The 16737-nt window shown below is 68.5% G+C and carries 19 protein-coding genes; 4 read left to right on the top strand and 15 right to left on the bottom strand.

Annotation, left to right across the window (positions count from 1 at the left end; translation table 11 throughout):
* Positions 1 to 209: 209 nt before the first annotated feature.
* The 14 genes from M8I34_RS19065 to M8I34_RS19000 form a co-directional block, all read right to left on the bottom strand.
* Entirely contained in the window at positions 210 to 626 is a 417-nt protein-coding gene (locus M8I34_RS19065; protein ID WP_250050632.1) for a gas vesicle protein K, read from the bottom strand.
* Positions 627 to 667: 41 nt separating this feature from the next.
* A complete protein-coding gene (locus M8I34_RS19060; RefSeq protein ID WP_250050631.1) occupies positions 668 to 907 on the bottom strand; it encodes a gas vesicle protein in 240 nt (79 codons plus the stop codon).
* Entirely contained in the window at positions 904 to 1857 is a 954-nt protein-coding gene (locus M8I34_RS19055) for a GvpL/GvpF family gas vesicle protein (protein ID WP_250050630.1), read from the bottom strand. Before M8I34_RS19055 ends, M8I34_RS19060 begins: the two co-directional genes overlap by 4 nt.
* Entirely contained in the window at positions 1854 to 2279 is a 426-nt protein-coding gene (locus M8I34_RS19050) for a gas vesicle protein (RefSeq protein ID WP_250050629.1), read from the bottom strand. Before M8I34_RS19050 ends, M8I34_RS19055 begins: the two co-directional genes overlap by 4 nt.
* A 42-nt stretch (positions 2280 to 2321) precedes the next feature.
* On the bottom strand, positions 2322 to 3575 hold the full coding sequence (locus M8I34_RS19045) for an SRPBCC family protein (RefSeq protein ID WP_250050628.1): 1254 nt from the start codon (positions 3573 to 3575) through the stop codon (positions 2322 to 2324).
* Positions 3568 to 4287: a hypothetical protein gene (locus tag M8I34_RS19040; RefSeq protein ID WP_250050627.1), complete on the bottom strand. Its 720-nt coding sequence runs from the start codon at positions 4285 to 4287 to the stop codon at positions 3568 to 3570. The genes M8I34_RS19045 and M8I34_RS19040 overlap by 8 nt, the downstream gene beginning before the upstream one ends.
* 27 nt (positions 4288 to 4314) lie before the next feature.
* Positions 4315 to 4572, bottom strand: a complete 258-nt coding sequence (locus M8I34_RS19035; RefSeq protein WP_250050626.1) for a gas vesicle protein GvpG — start codon at positions 4570 to 4572, stop codon at positions 4315 to 4317.
* Positions 4573 to 4594: 22 nt separating this feature from the next.
* Positions 4595 to 5308: a GvpL/GvpF family gas vesicle protein gene (locus M8I34_RS19030; protein ID WP_250050625.1), complete on the bottom strand. Its 714-nt coding sequence runs from the start codon at positions 5306 to 5308 to the stop codon at positions 4595 to 4597.
* Between the two features lie 3 nt (positions 5309 to 5311).
* Positions 5312 to 5755, bottom strand: a complete 444-nt coding sequence (locus M8I34_RS19025; protein ID WP_051817742.1) for a gas vesicle structural protein GvpA — start codon at positions 5753 to 5755, stop codon at positions 5312 to 5314.
* Positions 5756 to 5832: 77 nt separating this feature from the next.
* On the bottom strand, positions 5833 to 6141 hold the full coding sequence (locus tag M8I34_RS19020; RefSeq protein WP_250050624.1) for a gas vesicle protein: 309 nt from the start codon (positions 6139 to 6141) through the stop codon (positions 5833 to 5835).
* A 445-nt stretch (positions 6142 to 6586) separates the two neighbouring features.
* Positions 6587 to 7204, bottom strand: coding sequence for a nucleotide exchange factor GrpE (grpE, locus tag M8I34_RS19015; RefSeq protein ID WP_250050623.1), 618 nt, complete (start codon positions 7202 to 7204; stop codon positions 6587 to 6589).
* On the bottom strand, positions 7201 to 9105 hold the full coding sequence (dnaK, locus tag M8I34_RS19010) for a molecular chaperone DnaK (protein ID WP_250050622.1): 1905 nt from the start codon (positions 9103 to 9105) through the stop codon (positions 7201 to 7203). Before dnaK ends, grpE begins: the two co-directional genes overlap by 4 nt.
* 461 nt (positions 9106 to 9566) lie before the next feature.
* Positions 9567 to 10631 carry a type III polyketide synthase gene (locus tag M8I34_RS19005; RefSeq protein ID WP_250050621.1) on the bottom strand — a complete coding sequence of 355 codons (1065 nt, stop codon included), beginning with the start codon at positions 10629 to 10631 and terminating at the stop codon, positions 9567 to 9569.
* 279 nt (positions 10632 to 10910) lie between these two features.
* Positions 10911 to 12119: a cytochrome P450 gene (locus M8I34_RS19000; protein WP_244416542.1), complete on the bottom strand. Its 1209-nt coding sequence runs from the start codon at positions 12117 to 12119 to the stop codon at positions 10911 to 10913.
* Between the two features lie 394 nt (positions 12120 to 12513).
* Between M8I34_RS19000 and M8I34_RS18995 the strand changes: the two genes are divergently transcribed.
* Entirely contained in the window at positions 12514 to 13119 is a 606-nt protein-coding gene (locus M8I34_RS18995) for a helix-turn-helix domain-containing protein (protein ID WP_250050620.1), read from the top strand.
* Between the two features lie 203 nt (positions 13120 to 13322).
* A complete protein-coding gene (locus M8I34_RS18990) occupies positions 13323 to 14192 on the top strand; it encodes a molybdopterin-dependent oxidoreductase (protein WP_250050619.1) in 870 nt (289 codons plus the stop codon).
* Positions 14193 to 14311: 119 nt separating this feature from the next.
* On the opposite strand, the gene M8I34_RS18985 is transcribed toward M8I34_RS18990, so the two are convergent.
* Positions 14312 to 15130: a DUF2785 domain-containing protein gene (locus tag M8I34_RS18985; protein WP_250050618.1), complete on the bottom strand. Its 819-nt coding sequence runs from the start codon at positions 15128 to 15130 to the stop codon at positions 14312 to 14314.
* A gap of 452 nt (positions 15131 to 15582) precedes the next feature.
* Between M8I34_RS18985 and M8I34_RS18980 the strand changes: the two genes are divergently transcribed.
* Positions 15583 to 15951, top strand: a complete 369-nt coding sequence (locus M8I34_RS18980) for a hypothetical protein (protein WP_250050617.1) — start codon at positions 15583 to 15585, stop codon at positions 15949 to 15951.
* Positions 15952 to 16311: 360 nt separating this feature from the next.
* Positions 16312 to 16689, top strand: a complete 378-nt coding sequence (locus tag M8I34_RS18975; RefSeq protein ID WP_244416547.1) for a hypothetical protein — start codon at positions 16312 to 16314, stop codon at positions 16687 to 16689.
* Positions 16690 to 16737: the final 48 nt, after the last annotated feature.

Raw genomic sequence — 16737 nt, 5'->3', positions numbered from 1 at the left:
TTGCCAACGCGCTACGGATCACCGCGGAGGAGCGAAGAACCTGGTGTGCTCCGGAGCGAAAAAACCTGGTGTGCTCTGCGGCCCTGATAGTGCGTGTTGCCGTTCAACCGCCGTTGAAACATCGGCGCGGGGCGACACCGGTCTCGGGAATTCGGTACCGGTCAGGAATGCAGCGGGGGCGTCCGGCGACGGGGGTGTCGCTGAACCGCTCAGCCGAGGTCATTGCGTGGCAACAGGGAGCCAAGGGGACCGAGATCGAGATTGAGGTCCTCCATCGTGAGCCCGTAGCGCTCACAGAGTTCCGTCATACGGTCCTGGAGAATCATGAGCGTCATCCCGACCCGCTCTTCCTGCTCCTCATTCAGACCGCCCTGGTCGACGCGGTGCAGTGCGGTGCGCTCCATGAGCTGCCGCAAGAGCTCCACGATGGTCAGCACCAATTTCATGAGGTCGCGTTCGACCGTCTCCGGGTCGGTCTTCAGCCGTTGGGCGATACTGCTGCCCTGCCCCTGCCGATGTTCCTCGGCGCCGGCCGGCACCAGGTCGAATGCCCGTGCCGCCGCCTGCGCCACCTCCGCGAAGGCGGGCTTCACGGGCGCGGCCGGATTCACCGGTTCCTCCGTCATGGCGTATCCCTCGTCACTTGGAAAATCCTCCTCACGGTCCTTCACCACGGTGCCGGACTGTCGGGCGTGATCGAGCGAATCACCGCGCGCAGATTGATATGGACAAGATCCACCTCGGCAATGGACAGCACCACATCTCCGGTAAGGACGGCACCGCCGTTCAGGAGGCGGTCCAAGAGATCGATCAGGGCAATCTGCCGCCCGGCGAGAGATTCCTCCTCGGTGCGGTCCGCCACGAACGAGGCATCCGTGAACGCGGCCTCAAGGTCGTTTCCCTTCATGGGTTCCCGCCTTCCGCGGGCGGCGTCGCGAAGGAGTACGGGGCCCACGGACCGGTGATCTCGACACGTACGCCGGGGACACCATCGGCCAGACCCTTCAGGGCCCGGTGGAACTCCCCGATGCGGTCCGTGGGGACCAGATACGCCTCGTTGGCGATGTTCTCGCCGGTACCGGACGCCAGTTCACCTTGCTGCGGGCGGTGCGCGACCAGGTCCCGTGCCACGTCGGCCACCCGGACCCGCACTTCGGCGGCGACGGCTCCCGCCGCACGGTAGGCATCACGATGCATACGCCGTTGGGCCCGCCGCTGCTGCAAGTAGGCCCGGCCGGGACTGACCGCGGACGCGGCGGGGGCCGGGCTGCCGGGCGCGGCAGATCCCGAGGCGCCGGCCGCGGCCGCGGGGGCTTCGGCCGCGGCCGCCGCGCGTGCGTCCGCGTACACCTTCACCCCCACTTCGGCATGGCCTTCGAGCCGGGAGAGCAGCGCGTCGAACTCGGTACCGCGCTCGTCCAGCATCGACCGCACCCGGGCATCGTCCAGATACACCGTGGCCAGCCGCATGGGCAGCACCATGGCGCCGGCATGGGCGGCCTCGACGACGGCGTGGTGCGTCCGCGCGATCCTCTCCAGCTCCGTCAGGTCCTCCAGCTGCGCCTTCATGCCCTCCGCGCTGAAGGCGTCGGCAGGGACGGAGGAGACCAGGGCCGTGAGGCGGCCGGAGGTGACCGTCCGGAGGGGGCCGTCCCGCAGCCCGGTCAGCTGACGAGCCGACGCATCGAGGGCAGGGCCGGTGCGGCCGATGGCGTAGACGTACGAGATCCAAGAGCGGTCGGATTCCTGCTGCGCAGAGGGCCGATCAGAGGGCTGCTCAGGGGGCTGATCAGCGGGCCGGCCGAGGGTGCGCGGCGAGACCGCAGTCTCCTCGGCTCCTGGCGTGGGGCGGTTCACTGCTCCTCCTTGCGGTCTGCCTGGTGTGCGCCGGAGCCCTCGGGGGAGCCGATGGCCGCGCGCAGTTCGGCGAGTTCGGCGCGCAGCTGCCGGTTCTCCTCGGCCAGCGGGTCACTGCCGACGGCCGGCGTACGCCCGTCGGGAACCTCCTGCGGCGCACGGGCGCGGGACGAGAGGGAGGGGTCGTGTTCCCACCAGTCGATGCCCATCTCCTTGGCCTTGTCGACGGAGGCGACGAGCAGCCGGAGCTTGATGGTCAGCAGCTCGATGTCGAGCAGATTGATCTGGATGTCGCCCGCGATGACGACGCCCTTGTCGAGGACACGCTCCAGGATGTCGGCCAGGTTGGCGGAGGACCCCTGCCGGCCGTACGGGGACGGACCGGAGGAAGGCCCCATACGGCCGGCCAGTGAATCGGACATGATCAGCCTCGTCTGTGCGGTCGCGGTCGTGGTCGGGACGGGTCAGCGGGCAACGGCGGTACGGCGGCCCCGGCGGGGTGCCGGCGGCTCGTCCTCGTCGTACGGGTCCCGTGCGTCCGCCGGTTCGTGCGCCGGTTCGTCGTCCTCGTCGAGCGGCTCCCCGCGGTCGTCGTCCTCGTCGACGGGCTCCTCGAGGTCGTCCTCGTCGGCATCGGATTCCGCCGCGAGGTCGTCGTGGTCGTCGTCCACGTCGTGGTCGTCGACGTCGTGATCGTCTACGTCGTGGTGGTCCACGCCCTCGTCCTCGGCGTCGTCAACGCCCTCAACGTCCTCGGCGTCTTCCTCGCCATCGAGGTCATCGAGGTCCTCGTCCTCAGCGTCGGCATCCTCGTCGGCCTCATCGTCTCCGGGGCGCACCTCGTCGGAGCCGCGCTCGTTTTCCTCCCGGTCCTCCTCCTCCGCCGCGACGGCGTCATCGTGCGCGACCACGACCTCGCCGTCCTGGATCTCACCGCGCCAGCCATCGGTGGCCTCGCCGCGCATCATGATGAATTTGCGGTAGAGCTTGAGGTCCAGCCGGGCCCGGCGGCCCTGGGCGCGCCAGATGTTGCCCGTCTTCTCGAACAGGCCCTTGGGGAAGTACTCAAGAACCAGCAGCACCCGCGTCAGGTTGTCGGTGAGGCGGTGGAAGGTCACCACGCCCTTGACCGTGCCCTTCGCGCCTTCGGTGGTCCAGGTGATCCGCTCGTCGGGCACCTGCTCGGTGACATTGGCCCGCCAACTGCGCGTGGACTTGGCGACCTTCACCTTCCAGTTGCTGCTGGTGTCATCGGATTTCTCGACACTGACGACGCCCTTGGCGAAGGTGCTGAATTCCTGGAACTGCGTCCACTGGTCGTACGCCTCGCGTACGGGGACACCCACATCGATGTCCTCGACGATCGTCACGCTCTTGGACTTGCCGCCGCCGCCCTTGCGGCCCTTGCCGAACAGGCTCTTCACCTTGTCCTTGACGGTGTCCTTGAGGTGGGATGCGCCCACCGTCAGCGCCGCCTGCTGCGGCGACTTGCCCTCGCCGAGGGCCTTGCCGCCCTTCGCCAGACTGCTCACCAGGCCGCCGGGACCCTGGCCGGGTTCGGCGAGCTTGCCGACGCTCTCGCCCAGCTTGTGGCCGAGTTGGGTGACCGCGTGTTCCGCCCGGGCCTGGAGGTAGTGCTGAAGTTCTTCCTTGAGCTGGTCGGCCGCCGGGCTCTTGGTCACCTCGTCCTTGATCTTGCTGAAGGTGGACTCAGCCATTGCTGCCTCCACGGTCGGCAACCGTGCGCGCCGCGCCGGAAGCCTTGCTCGATGCCTTGTTGCGGGCACCGGAGGCGGCCTTCCGCCCCGGGGCGGTGGAGGTGCGTCCGCGGGAGGACGCGGACGCGGCCTTACCCGAAGTCTTGGAGGCGCTCGACGCCGAGCGCCGCGGCGTGGACGACCGGTCGGTGGCCGTCGACTTCTTGGCCGACGCCGACTTCGTGGCGGTCTTCGTGGCCGTTTTCGTGGCCGAGTTCGCGGACGACTTGGCAGGTGTCTTACGGCGCGGGGCGGGCTTCTCGCTCTCCGCGTCCGGGGCGTCCGAGGCGTCGTCGATGTCCTCGGCGTCGTCCCGCGGCTCGTCCTCGGGCTCCGGATCCGCATCATCCGCCGCGTGTCCGGCACCGTCCGTCCCGCCCTCGTCGAGGGCCAGGGTCCGCTCGTGCAGGGAGTCGGCGAGACCGTTCATCCGCTGGGTGAGCGCGGCACCGGCGGCCGACTTCGTGGCGTCCACCAGCTCCTTGCGCACCTGGTCGTTGAGGGGGGCGAGAACCGGTGAGTTGGCCACCAGCGTGCCCAGTTGCCTGGGGTCCAGGTTCAGTTTCTTGCCGGCCAGGAACATGCCCAGCCCGATGGCCAGCTTGGCTTTCTTCGTGCGCCCCAGGAGGTAGCCCCCTACGAGGGCCACACCTATCTTGGCGTTGTTCATCATCTCTCGTACACCTCGTTCTCCCCGTGATCAGGAGTCGGTACGTAGTCGGCGCTGCTGGGCCTCCAGCCATTCGAGCCGGTCCAGGAGCTCGTCCTCGCGGGAGTCGAACTCGTCGGCCCCGATGGTGCCGTCCAGCAACTGCTGTTCCAGCGCGGCCAGTTCCTCGTGGACCGGCGCCGGGTCGTAGTACTCGCGCTCGGCGGTGAGCACCACTTGGTCAAGGACCCAGACCGTGCCCCGTACCGGGGCCAGCGGCAGGGTCAGGATCTGTGTGATGAGGCCCATGACAACGGATCTCCGCTCGCGGTCAGACGAAGCTGTACGGCGGCAACGGGCCGTGCAGATCGAAGGTGTAGGCGTCACCGCGCTTCCCGGCCTCCGCATGGACCGCCTCGGAGAAGGCCGCGGCCTTCTCCCGCTCCACGAGGAACGACACGCTGAGGAAATGACGCTTCGTCGGTTCGACGGCCGCGGTGCGTACCGCGTCCGGAGTCAGAAGGGCCACGATGTCCGTACGCGCCCGGTCCTGGCGGGCCTGGACCTCCTGCGAGATCAGCTCGCCCAGGGCCACCTTGTCGTCGTACGCGTCCGGGTTCTGCCGGGTGCGTTCGTTGAGCCGTTGCACCTCGGCGGATTCCTGGACGATCTCCCGCAGCAGATCGTCCTCGTCGCGTGCCACCTTGAGGTGGTACTCGCGGCAGCCGGCGACCTCTGCGAGGCGCTGGGTGTAGGTGTCGCGGTGTTCCTCCAGCGCGGAGACCACCTGTGCGTCGTCGGGACCGACCAGTCCGAAGCGCATCGGCAGGGCGGCACCGTCGGCCAGCAGACGTTCCTGAACGCCCTGGTGGGCCACCACATCGCGGCGCTTGGCCCGTAGCTCTGCCGGCGCGTCGCTGACCACGGCACACAGGTCCTTCGTCTTGACGGTGCGCAGTGGCGCTGCCGGGCTGCCGACCCCGGCGACGTCGTTGAGTCGCAAGGGATGGTCGGCACCGGTGATGGCGTAGAGGTAGGTTGCCACGGTTCAGTCCTCCCGACGGCGGGCCGTGCGACGGTTGGTGGAGCCGGCGGACTTACGTGCCGGACGCTCTTCCGCCTCCTCCTCGGATCCCTCCTGGCCCTTCTGTAGGGATTCGCTGAATGCCTCGACGGCTCCTGTCAGCGCGCCTTTCGACTTTCCTTTGGCACCGCTTTCCGTTGCCTCCCCGACCAGGTCGGTGAGCTGACTCGGCGCCTTGCGACCCGATTCCAGGTCCAGACGGTTGCACGCCTCGGCGAAGCGCAGATAGGTATCCACGCTCGCCACGACGACGCGTACGTCAATCTTGAGAATTTCGATGCCGACGAGGGAGACCCGCACAAAGGCGTCAATGACAAGCCCTCGGTCGAGTATCAGCTCGAGGACATCGTAAAGATTTCCCGAACCACTTCCGCTGGTCGATGCGTTGGATTGCTGAATGGCAGTCACGATCGATCATCCCTTCCAGTTGACTGGAGCGGGTCATGGGGGTGCGTGATGACGTGGGCGGCCGAGCCCGGGCCGCATCATCTGTCGATCTGGCCGCGCCCATATCGGCGCGTGCGCTCATAGCCCACCAGTTGGCCCCGTTCATCGAGGTAAACGCGGTAGGAAGCCATCACGCTCGCGGTGTCCGGGACCCTTTCGATCTCCACCACTTCCACATCCGCCAACCAACCGTCATCGGTGGCCTTGAGCGCCGACACCGAGCCGGGCTCGCATTGGAGCATCTGTGCAAGTTGCCCGGAGGCGTGGCGCATTGCCGTGGGCGCGGCGACCCGTTCCGGCCGTCCGTTGTGCGCTTCCTTGTGATCCGTGTTTTCCTCGGTCGCCATGATCCCGCCTGTCGTGCGTCGTAGGGTTTTTGTCGAAGTACGGTGGATGTCCGGTGGCGATAGAGGACCGCGTGCCCCCGGGACTCGAACGTATGCGTAGTCGCATGTATGAGCAGTGATTCCGCCTTACGGAAGGCGATCTCCGTAGTTCAACTCACCGATCAGCTCAACGATCGGCTCACGGCCAACTCGCGAATCACTGACGTGTCCGTCAGCGCGGGGGATTCAGGAGTGCAATTACCCAGGACGGGCCGAGCCCCGTCAGCAAGACGCCTCCCGTCACCGTGACAAGACGCCACTCGTCACCATGACAAGACGCCCCTCATCACCATGACAAGAAAAGCCGGCCGCGGAGCCGTGACGCTGGGGAAAGCGGCACAGCTACGGCAGCCGGCGACATGAAGTTGCGTACGACGGAATCAGGGCGCCCCGGTCCGGGGGATTGTTACGGGCCGGCGGGCGGTTCGCCGGCGACGATCACCTGGGCGGGGCGCAGCAGACGGTCGCCGACGCGGTAGCCCTGGCGGAGGACCGCGATGCAGGTGGCATGCTCCAACCGGTCGTCGGGGGTGTAGGTGATGGCCTCATGGATCAGCGGGTCGAAGGGGGCGCCCACCGTGCCGAAGGGCTGGAGGCCCAGTGCCCCCAGTTCGTTGTGCAGAGCCTCGGCGACGCGCTGGAAACCACCGGTGACCTCGCCCTGTTCCCTGGCCTCGGCGAGGGAGTCGAGCACGGGCAGCAGCCGGCTCAGCACATTGGCCACGGCGATCTCGCCGACCGCCAGGCGGTCGCGGTGGACCCGCTTGCGGTAGTTGTCGTACTCGGCCTTCAGCCGCTGAAGATCGGCCGTACGCTCCCGGAGCTGGGCGCGCAGCGCCACTTCCTGCGGGGCCGACCGCTCCGGGGCCCGGTCGTCACCGGAGGGCCGTCCCGTGCGCTGCTCGCTGTCCTCCTCCGCCGGGGTGGCGCGGGGCGGGACCGCGGCGGGGCTTTCCCCCGGACCGTGCCCGACGATGGCCAGCGGCGGCTGAGCGGGGCCACGGACGTTGGTCGGACGGTTCATCGTGCGCCTCCCTCCTGCTTGTCGTCATCGACGATCTCCGCATCGACGACATCGTCCTGATCGCCGGCCGCCGTGTCCGACGCGCCCTCGCCGGAGCCGCCGGCGGCCCCGTCGGAGCCCTGGGCCTGAGCCTGCGACTGGGCGTCGGCGTACATGGCCTGGCCCAGCTTCTGGGAGACGGTCGCCAGCTTCTCGGTGGCGGTACGTAGCTCCGCGGTGTTGCCGCCGTCGCCGGAGTCGGCCTTGAGCTTCTCCTTCACCTCGCCGATGGCGGTCTCGACCTCGGTCTTGATGTCACCGGGGACCTTGTCCTCGTTGTCCTTGAGGAACTTCTCGGTCTGGTAGACGAGCTGCTCGGCCTGGTTGCGGGTCTCCGCGGTCTCCCGCCTGCGGCGGTCCTCCTCGGCGTGGTGCTCGGCGTCGCGGACCATCCGGTCGATGTCGTCCTTCGGCAGCGAGGAGCCGCCGGTGACGGTCATCTTCTGCTCCTTGCCGGTGCCCAGGTCCTTGGCCGTGACGTGCATGATGCCGTTGGCGTCGATGTCGAAGGAGACCTCGATCTGCGGGACCCCGCGCGGGGCCGGCGGCAGACCGGTCAGCTGGAACATTCCGAGCTTCTTGTTGTACGCCGCGATCTCGCGCTCGCCCTGGTAGACCTGGATCTGCACGGACGGCTGGTTGTCCTCGGCCGTCGTGAAGATCTCGGAGCGCTTGGTCGGGATCGTGGTGTTGCGTTCGAGGAGCTTGGTCATGATGCCGCCCTTGGTCTCGATACCGAGGGACAGCGGGGTGACGTCCAGCAGGAGGACGTCCTTGACCTCGCCCTTGAGCACACCGGCCTGGAGGGCGGCACCGACGGCGACGACCTCGTCCGGGTTGACGCCCTTGTGCGGATCCTTGCCGGTCAGCTCCTTGACCAGTTCGGTCACCGCGGGCATACGGGTCGAGCCGCCGACCAGGATCACATGATCGATGTCGGCGACCTTGATCCCGGCGTCCTTCACCGCGTTGTGGAACGGCGTCTTGCACCGCTCCAGGAGGTCGGCCGTCAGCTGCTCGAACTGCGAGCGGGTGAGCTTCTCGTCCAGGTGCAGCGGCCCGTCGGCCGATGCGCTCAGATACGGCAGATTGATCGTGGTCTCGGTCGCCGCCGACAGTTCGATCTTCGCCTTCTCCGCGGCCTCGCGCAGGCGCTGGGTGGCCATCTTGTCCTGGGACAGGTCGATGCCGTAGGCGTTCTTGAACTGCTTGGTCAGGTAGTCCACGATCCGCTGGTCCCAGTCGTCGCCGCCCAGGTGGGTGTCGCCGTTGGTGGCCTTCACCTCGACGACGCCGTCGCCGATGTCCAGCAGCGAGACGTCGAAGGTGCCACCGCCGAGGTCGAACACCAGGATGGTCTGGTCGTTCTCCTTGTCGAGGCCGTAGGCCAGGGCCGCGGCGGTCGGCTCATTGACGATCCGCAGTACGTTCAGGCCGGCGATCTCACCGGCCTCCTTGGTCGCGGTGCGCTGGGCGTCGTTGAAGTACGCAGGAACGGTGACGACGGCATCCGTCACATCCTCGCCCAGGTATTCCTCGGCATCGCGCTTGAGCTTTTGAAGCACCCGCGCGGCGATCTCCTGAGCGGTGTACTGCTTGCCGTCGATGTCGCCGCTCTCCGGGAAACGCCACTGCGCCTCGCCCATGTGACGCTTGACCGACCGCGCGGTGCGGTCGACGTTGGTCACGGCCTGCCGTTTGGCGATCTCACCCACCAGCACATCGCCGCCCTTGGCGAAGCCGACCACCGACGGGGTGGTCCGGGCGCCCTCGGCGTTGCTGATGACCGTGGGCTCACCGCCCTCCAGCACGCTGACCACCGAGTTCGTCGTACCAAGGTCAATACCCACTGCACGTGCCATGGTCTTCTCCTCGTCTTGCGGCCGACTCCCGGAGCGGCACCGCCCGGCACCGGCACCCGACGCCACGCCCGCAGGCCCCCTGGCGGAGGCCGGACCGGGTGCCCGGGTGGCCCCGAGTCTCGCCCCGTTGGCCCTCTCACCTGCTGTGATGGAGAGTGAGCCGGTCTGCGTCGCCGGTATACAACGTGCATAAAACGTGCCGACACATCTGTCAAGATATTCCTTTTCACGGCATATACACCGTATGCGCCAACCGCGGTCGCGTTCCCGCCGGCCGTTGCAGTCGGGTGGCCCTGCCGGCTCGCCGGCCCTGCCAGCTCGTCGGCCCTACTGGCCCCGTCGGCCCTACCGGCCCCCGCGTCTGCCCTGCCGGACCCAGTGGCGACAGCCGGGTCTGCCGGGAGAGCGCACCCCGCTCGGTGCGCCCGGCGGTTCACCGCGGACGCACCGAGCGGGGCGAGTCAGGCCGCTGTCACGGGAGTTGAGGTCCAGGTGCCGAGGGCCATCTCGGCGGTGATGCCGGGGCCGAAGCCGGCCAGCAGACCGCGCTGGCCGTCGAGGGCCGACGCTTCGTCGAACATGCGCGCCAGCGCGTCGAGCACCACCGCACTGGCGATGTTGCCGTACTCGGTCAGTGTCGCGCGGCTGAACCGGAAGGCCTCCGGAGGCACGTCGAGGAAGCGGCACAGGTCGTCCAGGATGCGCGGACCGCCCGCGTGGACGATGTAGAAGTCCAGTTGGCCCGCGTCCCAGTGGTGCTGCTCGGCGACGGCGCGCAGGGCGGGGGCGAGCGGTTCCATGGTCCCGGGGACGCGCTTGTCCAACTGGAAGTGGAAGCCCGTGGACCGGATCGCGTAGGAGATCCAGTCCTCCGTGTTCGGGATGAGGTACGAGCTGTTGCGTTCCAGCTGGACACCGGTGCCGCCGCTGCCGCGGACCACGGCGGAGGCCACCGCGTCACCGAAGAGACCGTTCGACAGCAGCGACCCCACACCCAGGTCCGTGGGCTGGTAGCACAGCGAGCAGAACTCACACGCGACGATCAGCACGTTGGCTTCGGGGTACGCCCGGCAGAAGTCGTGTGCCCGGTTGATCGCGGCGCCCCCCGCGGCGCAGCCGAGCTGGGCTATCGGTATCTGCCGTGTCTCCGACCGGAAGCCCAGGGTGTTGATGAGCCAGGCGGTCAGTGCCGGCATCATGAATCCGGTGCAGGAGACGTAGACGATGAGGTCGATCTGCCGGGGTTCCAGTTCGGCCTGGTCGAGCGCCTTGCGGACCACGGCGGGGACGCGGGCCTTGGACTCCTCCTCGTAGACCGCGCTACGGGCGTCCAGCCCCGGATGCTTGAGCACCTTGTCGATCGGCTGTATCAGATGTCGTTTGAGTACACCCGTGTTCTCGATCAGCCGCAGTATCAGTCTCAGCTGCGAATGATCCTTGTGCAGCCGTCGCGCGAGTTCGAGGGTGTCGTCCTGGGTGATGACGTATTCAGGGACCGCGATTGCAGGTTTGCACAGAACCGCCATGGGATGCACTCCTTGCAGACTGTGGCCCGCCCAGTGAATTCCCTGTTCTGAAATTCGAGTCGTTATCGGCCGACGGTATCCGTCGAGGTCACTCGCCCGATCAGAGCGGGAAAGGAAACCAGGAGCGGATCCGGCGGCCCGAAATTGACGACTACGGGAGGGAATCGAGCGGGCCAGCCGTCGAAGAATGAACTCTCCCCGTGCTGGTGGAACGATCTTTCCGAGTAGTAACCGTACGCCAGGCAGGTGCAATCGGCATGTTGCTGCCGTGACCCACGGTCACCACGTGACGGGCAGCTCCAGGGGATAGCGCCAGATCGAGTTGGTGTTCCAGCGGATCTCCTCGGCCGGCTGTGCCAGCTTCAGGTCCGGGAAGCGCTCCAGGAGGGTTCCGAGGGCGACTTCCAGCTCCGTGAAGGCGAGCGGGGCACCCAGGCAGTGGTGTCCGCCCCAGCCGAAGGTCATGTGCGAGGTCCGGTCCTCGCGCTCCAGGTCCAGCTCGTCGGGCCGGTCGAACTTCCGGCTGTCCCGGTTGGCCGTCAGATAGGAGACGTGCACGATGTCCCCGGCCCGGATCAACACCCCGCTCAACTCCACGTCCTCGGTGGCGACTCGGGGGATGCCGACGCCCTTGCGGAAGGGGATGAACCGCAGCATTTCCTCCATCGCCTGCGGGAGCATCTCGGGGCGGGAACGCAGCATCGCGAGGTCCTTGGGCCGAGTGAGCAGCGTGTAGGCGAGGTTGCCGATCTCGTAGGTGGTGGTGTCCTGGCCGGTGATGAGCAGGACCATGGCCATGACGGTGAGTTCCTGGTCGTTGAGGATCTCGTCGCCGTCGCGAGCGGTGGCCAGGGCGCTGATCAGGTCGTCGCCCGGGTGCTGGCGACGCTTCGCCGTCAGCGTCTTGAAGTAGCCGCGCATATCGGCCTTGGCCTGCACGGCGCGGTCCCGGTTCTCGACGGTGACGTTCATCATCGTCCGGGCGTGCCCGCGCAGCTGGGCGCGGTCGGACTCGGGGATGTCGAGGACCTCGCAGATCGTGGTCAGCGGCAGGGGGGACGCCAGGCTCTCCATCAGGTCGGCGGGAGAGCCGTGCTCGGTCATCCGGTCCAGCAGTTCGTCCACGACATGCTGGGTGCGGGTCCGCATCCGCTCCACGTGCCGCGGGGCGAACGCCTTGGAGACCAGGCTCCGCAAGCGGCTGCTGGCGGGCGGGTCCATCACGTTGATCGCCTCGTCCTGGACGATCGGCTCGGGGGTCATGCGGGGGAAGTCCCGGCCGATGACGGCGCTGCGGCTGAAGCGCCGGTCCGTCGTCACCGTGCGTACGTCGTCGTACTTGGTGACGAGCCATGCCTCGCCTTCCCCGTGGGGCAGCCGGATACGGGCGACCGGTTCTTCGGTCAGCAGGCGCTTGAGAGTCGGATCGAATTCCAGGCCCTCGGCATAGTCGAATGGACAGTTCCAGACTTTAGAGCCGGATTTCATGGTGAGCTCCCGAAGTGAGGTGTGACGAGCGGATTCACCGCCTGCGAAGTGAAGAACCAAGCGCCCGCATGCGGTCGTACCAGGTGCCAGCCGTCAGCCGGAAAGGCGCTCATTTATTTCCGGTCACCGTCGACCCGGAGGTAGGGAGGTCCTTTTCTGCCCCGTTCGGCCGACGGACTGCCGGGGGTGGTTGCCCTGAGGTCCACAGTGACTTACGGATATCGGTGAGTGGTCGGTGAGATGCGCCGATCGGGTGATCTCTCGGCCGGGTTCAGAGGTGCCGTACTGCGTATTTCCCTAGGGAGAGCCGGGCCGCGGCTCATCGGAGTCCGGAGAGCGAAGGCCCGCCCCGGCCCGCTTGACAAAAGCTGTTGCCAGGACGGCAAATAGAGCCATGGCGGACGATGACATTCCCGGCGTGCTGAACGCGGTCGGCCCGCGGCTGCGGGCGCTGCGGCGACAGCGCGGAGCGACCCTGGCGCAGCTGAGCGAGGTCACCGGCATCTCGCTCAGCACCCTCTCGCGTCTGGAGTCCGGGCAGCGCAAACCGACCCTCGAACTCCTGCTTCCGCTGGCCAAGGCCCATGGGGTGCAGCTGGACGAGCTGGTCGGGGCACCGGCCACCGGCGACCCCCGTGTCCATCCGCGCCCCTTCACCCGCGACGGGCAGACCTTTGTGCCGCTGACCCGGCACCTCGGCGGCCTGCACGCCTACAAGCAGATCCTCCCCGCCAAGAAAGTCACCGGCACGCGCCCCGAGTTGCGTACCCACGAGGGCTATGAGTGGCTCTACGTCCTTTCCGGCCGGCTGTGGCTGGCACTCGGTGAGCACGATCTCGTTCTCACCTCAGGGGAGGCCGCCGAATTCGACACCCACATCCCGCACGGCTTCGCCAATGCAGGCCCGCATCCCGTCGAGTTCCTCAGCCTCTTCGGGGCACAGGGCGAGCGGATGCACGTCCGCGCCTCGCCACCGGCGCCGCACCCCGGCCAGGCCTGACCCTCTGCGCGGGCAGCCCAGGCCGATAAGGAATTGCCTTGGACGACACGGCAGTTGAGGATCGACGGCAGTAAGGGGGACGGCTCTGCGTACCGGCACGTTGCGCCGTTCCGTGGCCGGCGCACCACCACGTGAGGACACCCATGCGAGCAGCGGACCCGGACTTCGTCACTCCCACCGGAGAGGTATTCACCAGAACGCACGTGGGCGTGCCACAGGTGGACGCCGCGACCTGGTCCCTGACGGTGGAAGGACTCGTCGCACATCCGCTGCGACTGGACCTGGAAGCGCTGCACGCACTCCCCGCGACGCGCCTCACCGCCTTCCACGAATGTTTCGGCAGCCCGTTCGCCCCTGATGTCCCGGTGCGCGCGGTGGCGAACGTGCGATGGTTCGGCGTCCCCCTCGCGCGCCTGCTGGACGACGCGGCGCCGCACGCCGACGCCGCGCACCTCTGGTTCGAGGGCGTGGACCACGGCACCTTCCGCGGCACACCCGATGTCAGATACCTCAAGGACCTGCCACTGGAGACCGCCTACCGTGACGTCCTGCTCGCCTACGCGATGAACGGCGCACCGCTGGAGCCGGTACACGGCTTCCCGGTGCGCGCCGTGGTGCCGCGGATGTTCGGCACCAATTCGGTGAAATGGCTCCGCCGCATCGTCGTCTCGGACACCAGGCCCGATCACCTCTTCACCACCCAGCTCTACAACCGGCGGCAGCCCGGCAGCGAGCGCCCGCAACCGGTCCGGGAAGTGGATGTCAACAGCGTCCTAGTCGCACCACGCGAAGAGGATGACCTGGCGGCGGGGGTGCTGGAGGTGCGTGGCCGGGCGTGGAGCGTGACCGAGGTCGTCGCCGTGGAGATCGCCGTGGACGAGGGCCCGTGGGAGACCGCCCGGCTCGATGCACGGGGGCCGGAACCCACCTGGCAGCGCTTCACCCTGTCCCGGCGGTTCGCACCCGGGCAGCACCGGATCAGATGCCGGGCCCATGACCGCGCGGGCCGCGTGCAGCCTGGACCGGGCTCGCGCAACTCGGTCCAGGAGATCGTCGTGCGGGTCCGCGCCTAGATCCTCGCCTACGTCCGTGCCTGGGCCCCGCGGGCAGCGGGCACGGACCGATGCCGGCCCCGCCGCTGCTCACCTACGGGCGTACGAGCACGCGGTGAGCGGTCGGCTGTCGTCAGGTGTCAGGCGAGCCAGCTGTACGGCAGGCGGAGGAGGGCGGCGACGCGTGCGGCAACGACCGACGCGTGCGGCGGCGCGCCTCCGTCGGCCAGGCCGCGGGTCAGATGGAGATGCAGGGACTGGAGCGTGGCGAAGGTGTTGAAGGCCCAGGGCGGGACGGGGCCGGGACCTCCACCGTCGAGGGCATCCGCCACCACGTTCAGCCAGCCGGTGGCCTGCTCGGCCGTCATGCCGGGAGCGAGCAGGATGCGGCTGACCGCATGGGCCAGGCGCGCATCCTCCAGCTGTGCATAGCGGTAGTCCGCGTCTGCGGCCGTCATCCGGTGGGCACACAGCTCCAGCAGTGCGACGCGGCGGGCGGGCAGCACCCGGGCGAAGGCCGCGGCCGCGTCGGCGCCATGGGCGACGGCGTGGAGCCAGCCCAGCGAGTCGTCCCAGCCGCGGGTGTCGCGTTCGGACGGGTACCAGGCGGAGAACGCGGCGTACCAGCGCTCCGCGGCGGCGGCCGGGACGGCGTCGGGGACGGCGTGCCCCCGCGTCAGCACACACCGGAGAACGAGCGGGGCGAAGGTGCGGGCCTGAATCTCCGGATGGGTGAATCGCTCCGCGGCAGTGTCACCGAGGTCCTCCAGGACCTCGTCGAGGTGCCCTTCCCGTATCCAGCGCGCGGCGGCGGTATAGGCCTGCGCGTCACGGACCTCGGGGTCGGGAGACACCAGCATGGCCGACAGCTCGTCCCGGAGCCGGGAAGCCGGTACGGCGTCAGGGAAGGGAAAACCCTGGGCGGCGATCGTCGGCCAGCGGACAAGATCAGTACTCATCGCGGCAGCTTTCCACGCGCCGCGAGGAGCGACAAGAGGCTCCCGAAGGCCGGAACCCGCCCGGCAGCCGCACCGCGCGCGGCGAGGGAGGCCCCCGGCGAGGAAGCCCCGGCAAGGGAGACCCGACGAGGAAAGTCCCGGCAAGGCAAGCCCCGCCGTAACGAAACGTGACGGGGGGGCTGCGTTCCGCGTCCGGAGAGGGACGGTGGACAACGGGTCGATGCCCGACCGGCCCCTGCTGCACCGGGGCTGAGATGCGGATGATCCCGTCGGCCCGCAGGCTGGACGTGGGGGAGTCTTCGGCCCATGGGTCATGGCGGCATGGGCATGGCGCATGGGTCGGAGGCGTGCAGGAAGCGAGGGCTTGCCGCCCACTGCGCAGGTTTGTCGGAAACCTCGCGGAGGGCGCAAGCCGGCGCCACCCGCTCGGTGGGGCCGACAAGGGAGCAGACATGACAAAGGACCGGAAGTCTTCGCACCCGAAGATGGGCGAGGGCCCCAGCACGCACAAGGGATCGGAGCAGCACGGCTGGTCGCCCGATGTCGACCAGACCGAGCAGCAGAAGAACGAGAGTGCGCACAGGTCGTTCCATCCCGAGCGCTACGCGCCGGAGAAGGACAGCAGCAAGGAGTCGGCCGAGCGGCAGGAGAAGGTGCCGCCGGCGAGCGAGGTGAAGAGCGAGACGCGCAGCGGCGAAAAGCACGCCGCCGAGACCGATGAGAAGGGCATGCGGGACATGGGCCCGAAGGGGCCTTCACGCCGGCCCAGCGGGGGCAGGGACGCCGAAGCGCACACCGGGGTCGACCCGCAGAACCCTTGAGCGTGAGCGCCGTGCGCCGCACCGCCACAACAGCTTCGAGGCTTTCGCCGTAACCGTTCGTGAAGGCCGCGCGGGCCGGGCACCCGAAAGAGGGACCCGGCCCGCGGCTCGTCGGCTGCTCGCCCTGGTTGCCTGCCGGGTGTCCTGCGGGCGACGAGGAAGTGCAGGGGTGGCCCGCTGTGAGTGGTCCGGCCGGGCCAACTGGGCGGCGGCGCACGGCGGTCACGCCGTAGCGTGGGGTGGGGCGAGGGCACCGGGACCCGTGCGAGAGCCGTACGGGTGTCAGGAGAGCGTTACGGGGCGCCTGTTCGCTGCCGGGTGTGGTGCCGAGGACCGGTCGCGGCAGTAAAGTCTGCTCCCATGTCGAAGCCCGACGCGCTGCTTGTCGACATCGCCACCATGGTGGAGTCGGAGCAGAGCAATCAGATGTCTCTCACTGTTGTTGTCCAAGGCGCTGTCCTCACCGGACGGTTGGCGCCCGAGGGCGTGTGGCGGCAACGCGTGGCCGAGGTCTTGCAGGAGTCGGAGCGGCTGGGCCCGTTCTCCGCGCTCTTCTCCTCGGCCGGCCCGGATTCCCGCTCGCCCGGCCGGAGCGGTCCACCCACGCATCTGCACTTCCACGTGGCGAGGATCCTCCAGGGAAGCATCGGCCTTCCCGAGACCGGCGGGATGTACCGCGTGGCGATCGAGGATGTGGGCGCCTGGACGGTGGGCGACTTCCGCTACTCCGACCACTGAGCCCCTGCCCCGGCCCCGGTACGACGGAACAGGGGTGTGGGGGGCGGG

The sequence above is a fragment of the Streptomyces sp. MCA2 genome (genome assembly GCF_023544705.1).
GTDB lineage: Bacteria > Actinomycetota > Actinomycetes > Streptomycetales > Streptomycetaceae > Streptomyces > Streptomyces decoyicus.
The sequence above is the reverse complement of the archived record's forward strand: the minus strand, read 5'-3'. Positions and strand labels throughout refer to the sequence as shown.

Bases quoted from the DNA above. Each gene is read 5' to 3' on its own strand.
- M8I34_RS19065 (WP_250050632.1), bottom strand. From the start codon at position 626: ATGACGGAGGAACCGGTGAATCCGGCCGCGCCCGTGAAGCCCGCCTTC.
- M8I34_RS19060 (WP_250050631.1), bottom strand. From the start codon at position 907: ATGAAGGGAAACGACCTTGAGGCCGCGTTCACGGATGCCTCGTTCGTG.
- M8I34_RS19050 (WP_250050629.1), bottom strand. From the start codon at position 2,279: ATGTCCGATTCACTGGCCGGCCGTATGGGGCCTTCCTCCGGTCCGTCC.
- M8I34_RS19045 (WP_250050628.1), bottom strand. From the start codon at position 3,575: ATGGCTGAGTCCACCTTCAGCAAGATCAAGGACGAGGTGACCAAGAGC.
- M8I34_RS19040 (WP_250050627.1), bottom strand. From the start codon at position 4,287: ATGATGAACAACGCCAAGATAGGTGTGGCCCTCGTAGGGGGCTACCTC.
- M8I34_RS19035 (WP_250050626.1), bottom strand. From the start codon at position 4,572: ATGGGCCTCATCACACAGATCCTGACCCTGCCGCTGGCCCCGGTACGG.
- M8I34_RS19020 (WP_250050624.1), bottom strand. From the start codon at position 6,141: ATGGCGACCGAGGAAAACACGGATCACAAGGAAGCGCACAACGGACGG.
- grpE (WP_250050623.1), bottom strand. From the start codon at position 7,204: ATGAACCGTCCGACCAACGTCCGTGGCCCCGCTCAGCCGCCGCTGGCC.
- dnaK (WP_250050622.1), bottom strand. From the start codon at position 9,105: ATGGCACGTGCAGTGGGTATTGACCTTGGTACGACGAACTCGGTGGTC.
- M8I34_RS19005 (WP_250050621.1), bottom strand. From the start codon at position 10,631: ATGGCGGTTCTGTGCAAACCTGCAATCGCGGTCCCTGAATACGTCATC.
- M8I34_RS19000 (WP_244416542.1), bottom strand. From the start codon at position 12,119: ATGAAATCCGGCTCTAAAGTCTGGAACTGTCCATTCGACTATGCCGAG.
- M8I34_RS18995 (WP_250050620.1), top strand. From the start codon at position 12,514: ATGGCGGACGATGACATTCCCGGCGTGCTGAACGCGGTCGGCCCGCGG.
- M8I34_RS18985 (WP_250050618.1), bottom strand. From the start codon at position 15,130: ATGAGTACTGATCTTGTCCGCTGGCCGACGATCGCCGCCCAGGGTTTT.
- M8I34_RS18980 (WP_250050617.1), top strand. From the start codon at position 15,583: ATGACAAAGGACCGGAAGTCTTCGCACCCGAAGATGGGCGAGGGCCCC.
- M8I34_RS18975 (WP_244416547.1), top strand. From the start codon at position 16,312: ATGTCGAAGCCCGACGCGCTGCTTGTCGACATCGCCACCATGGTGGAG.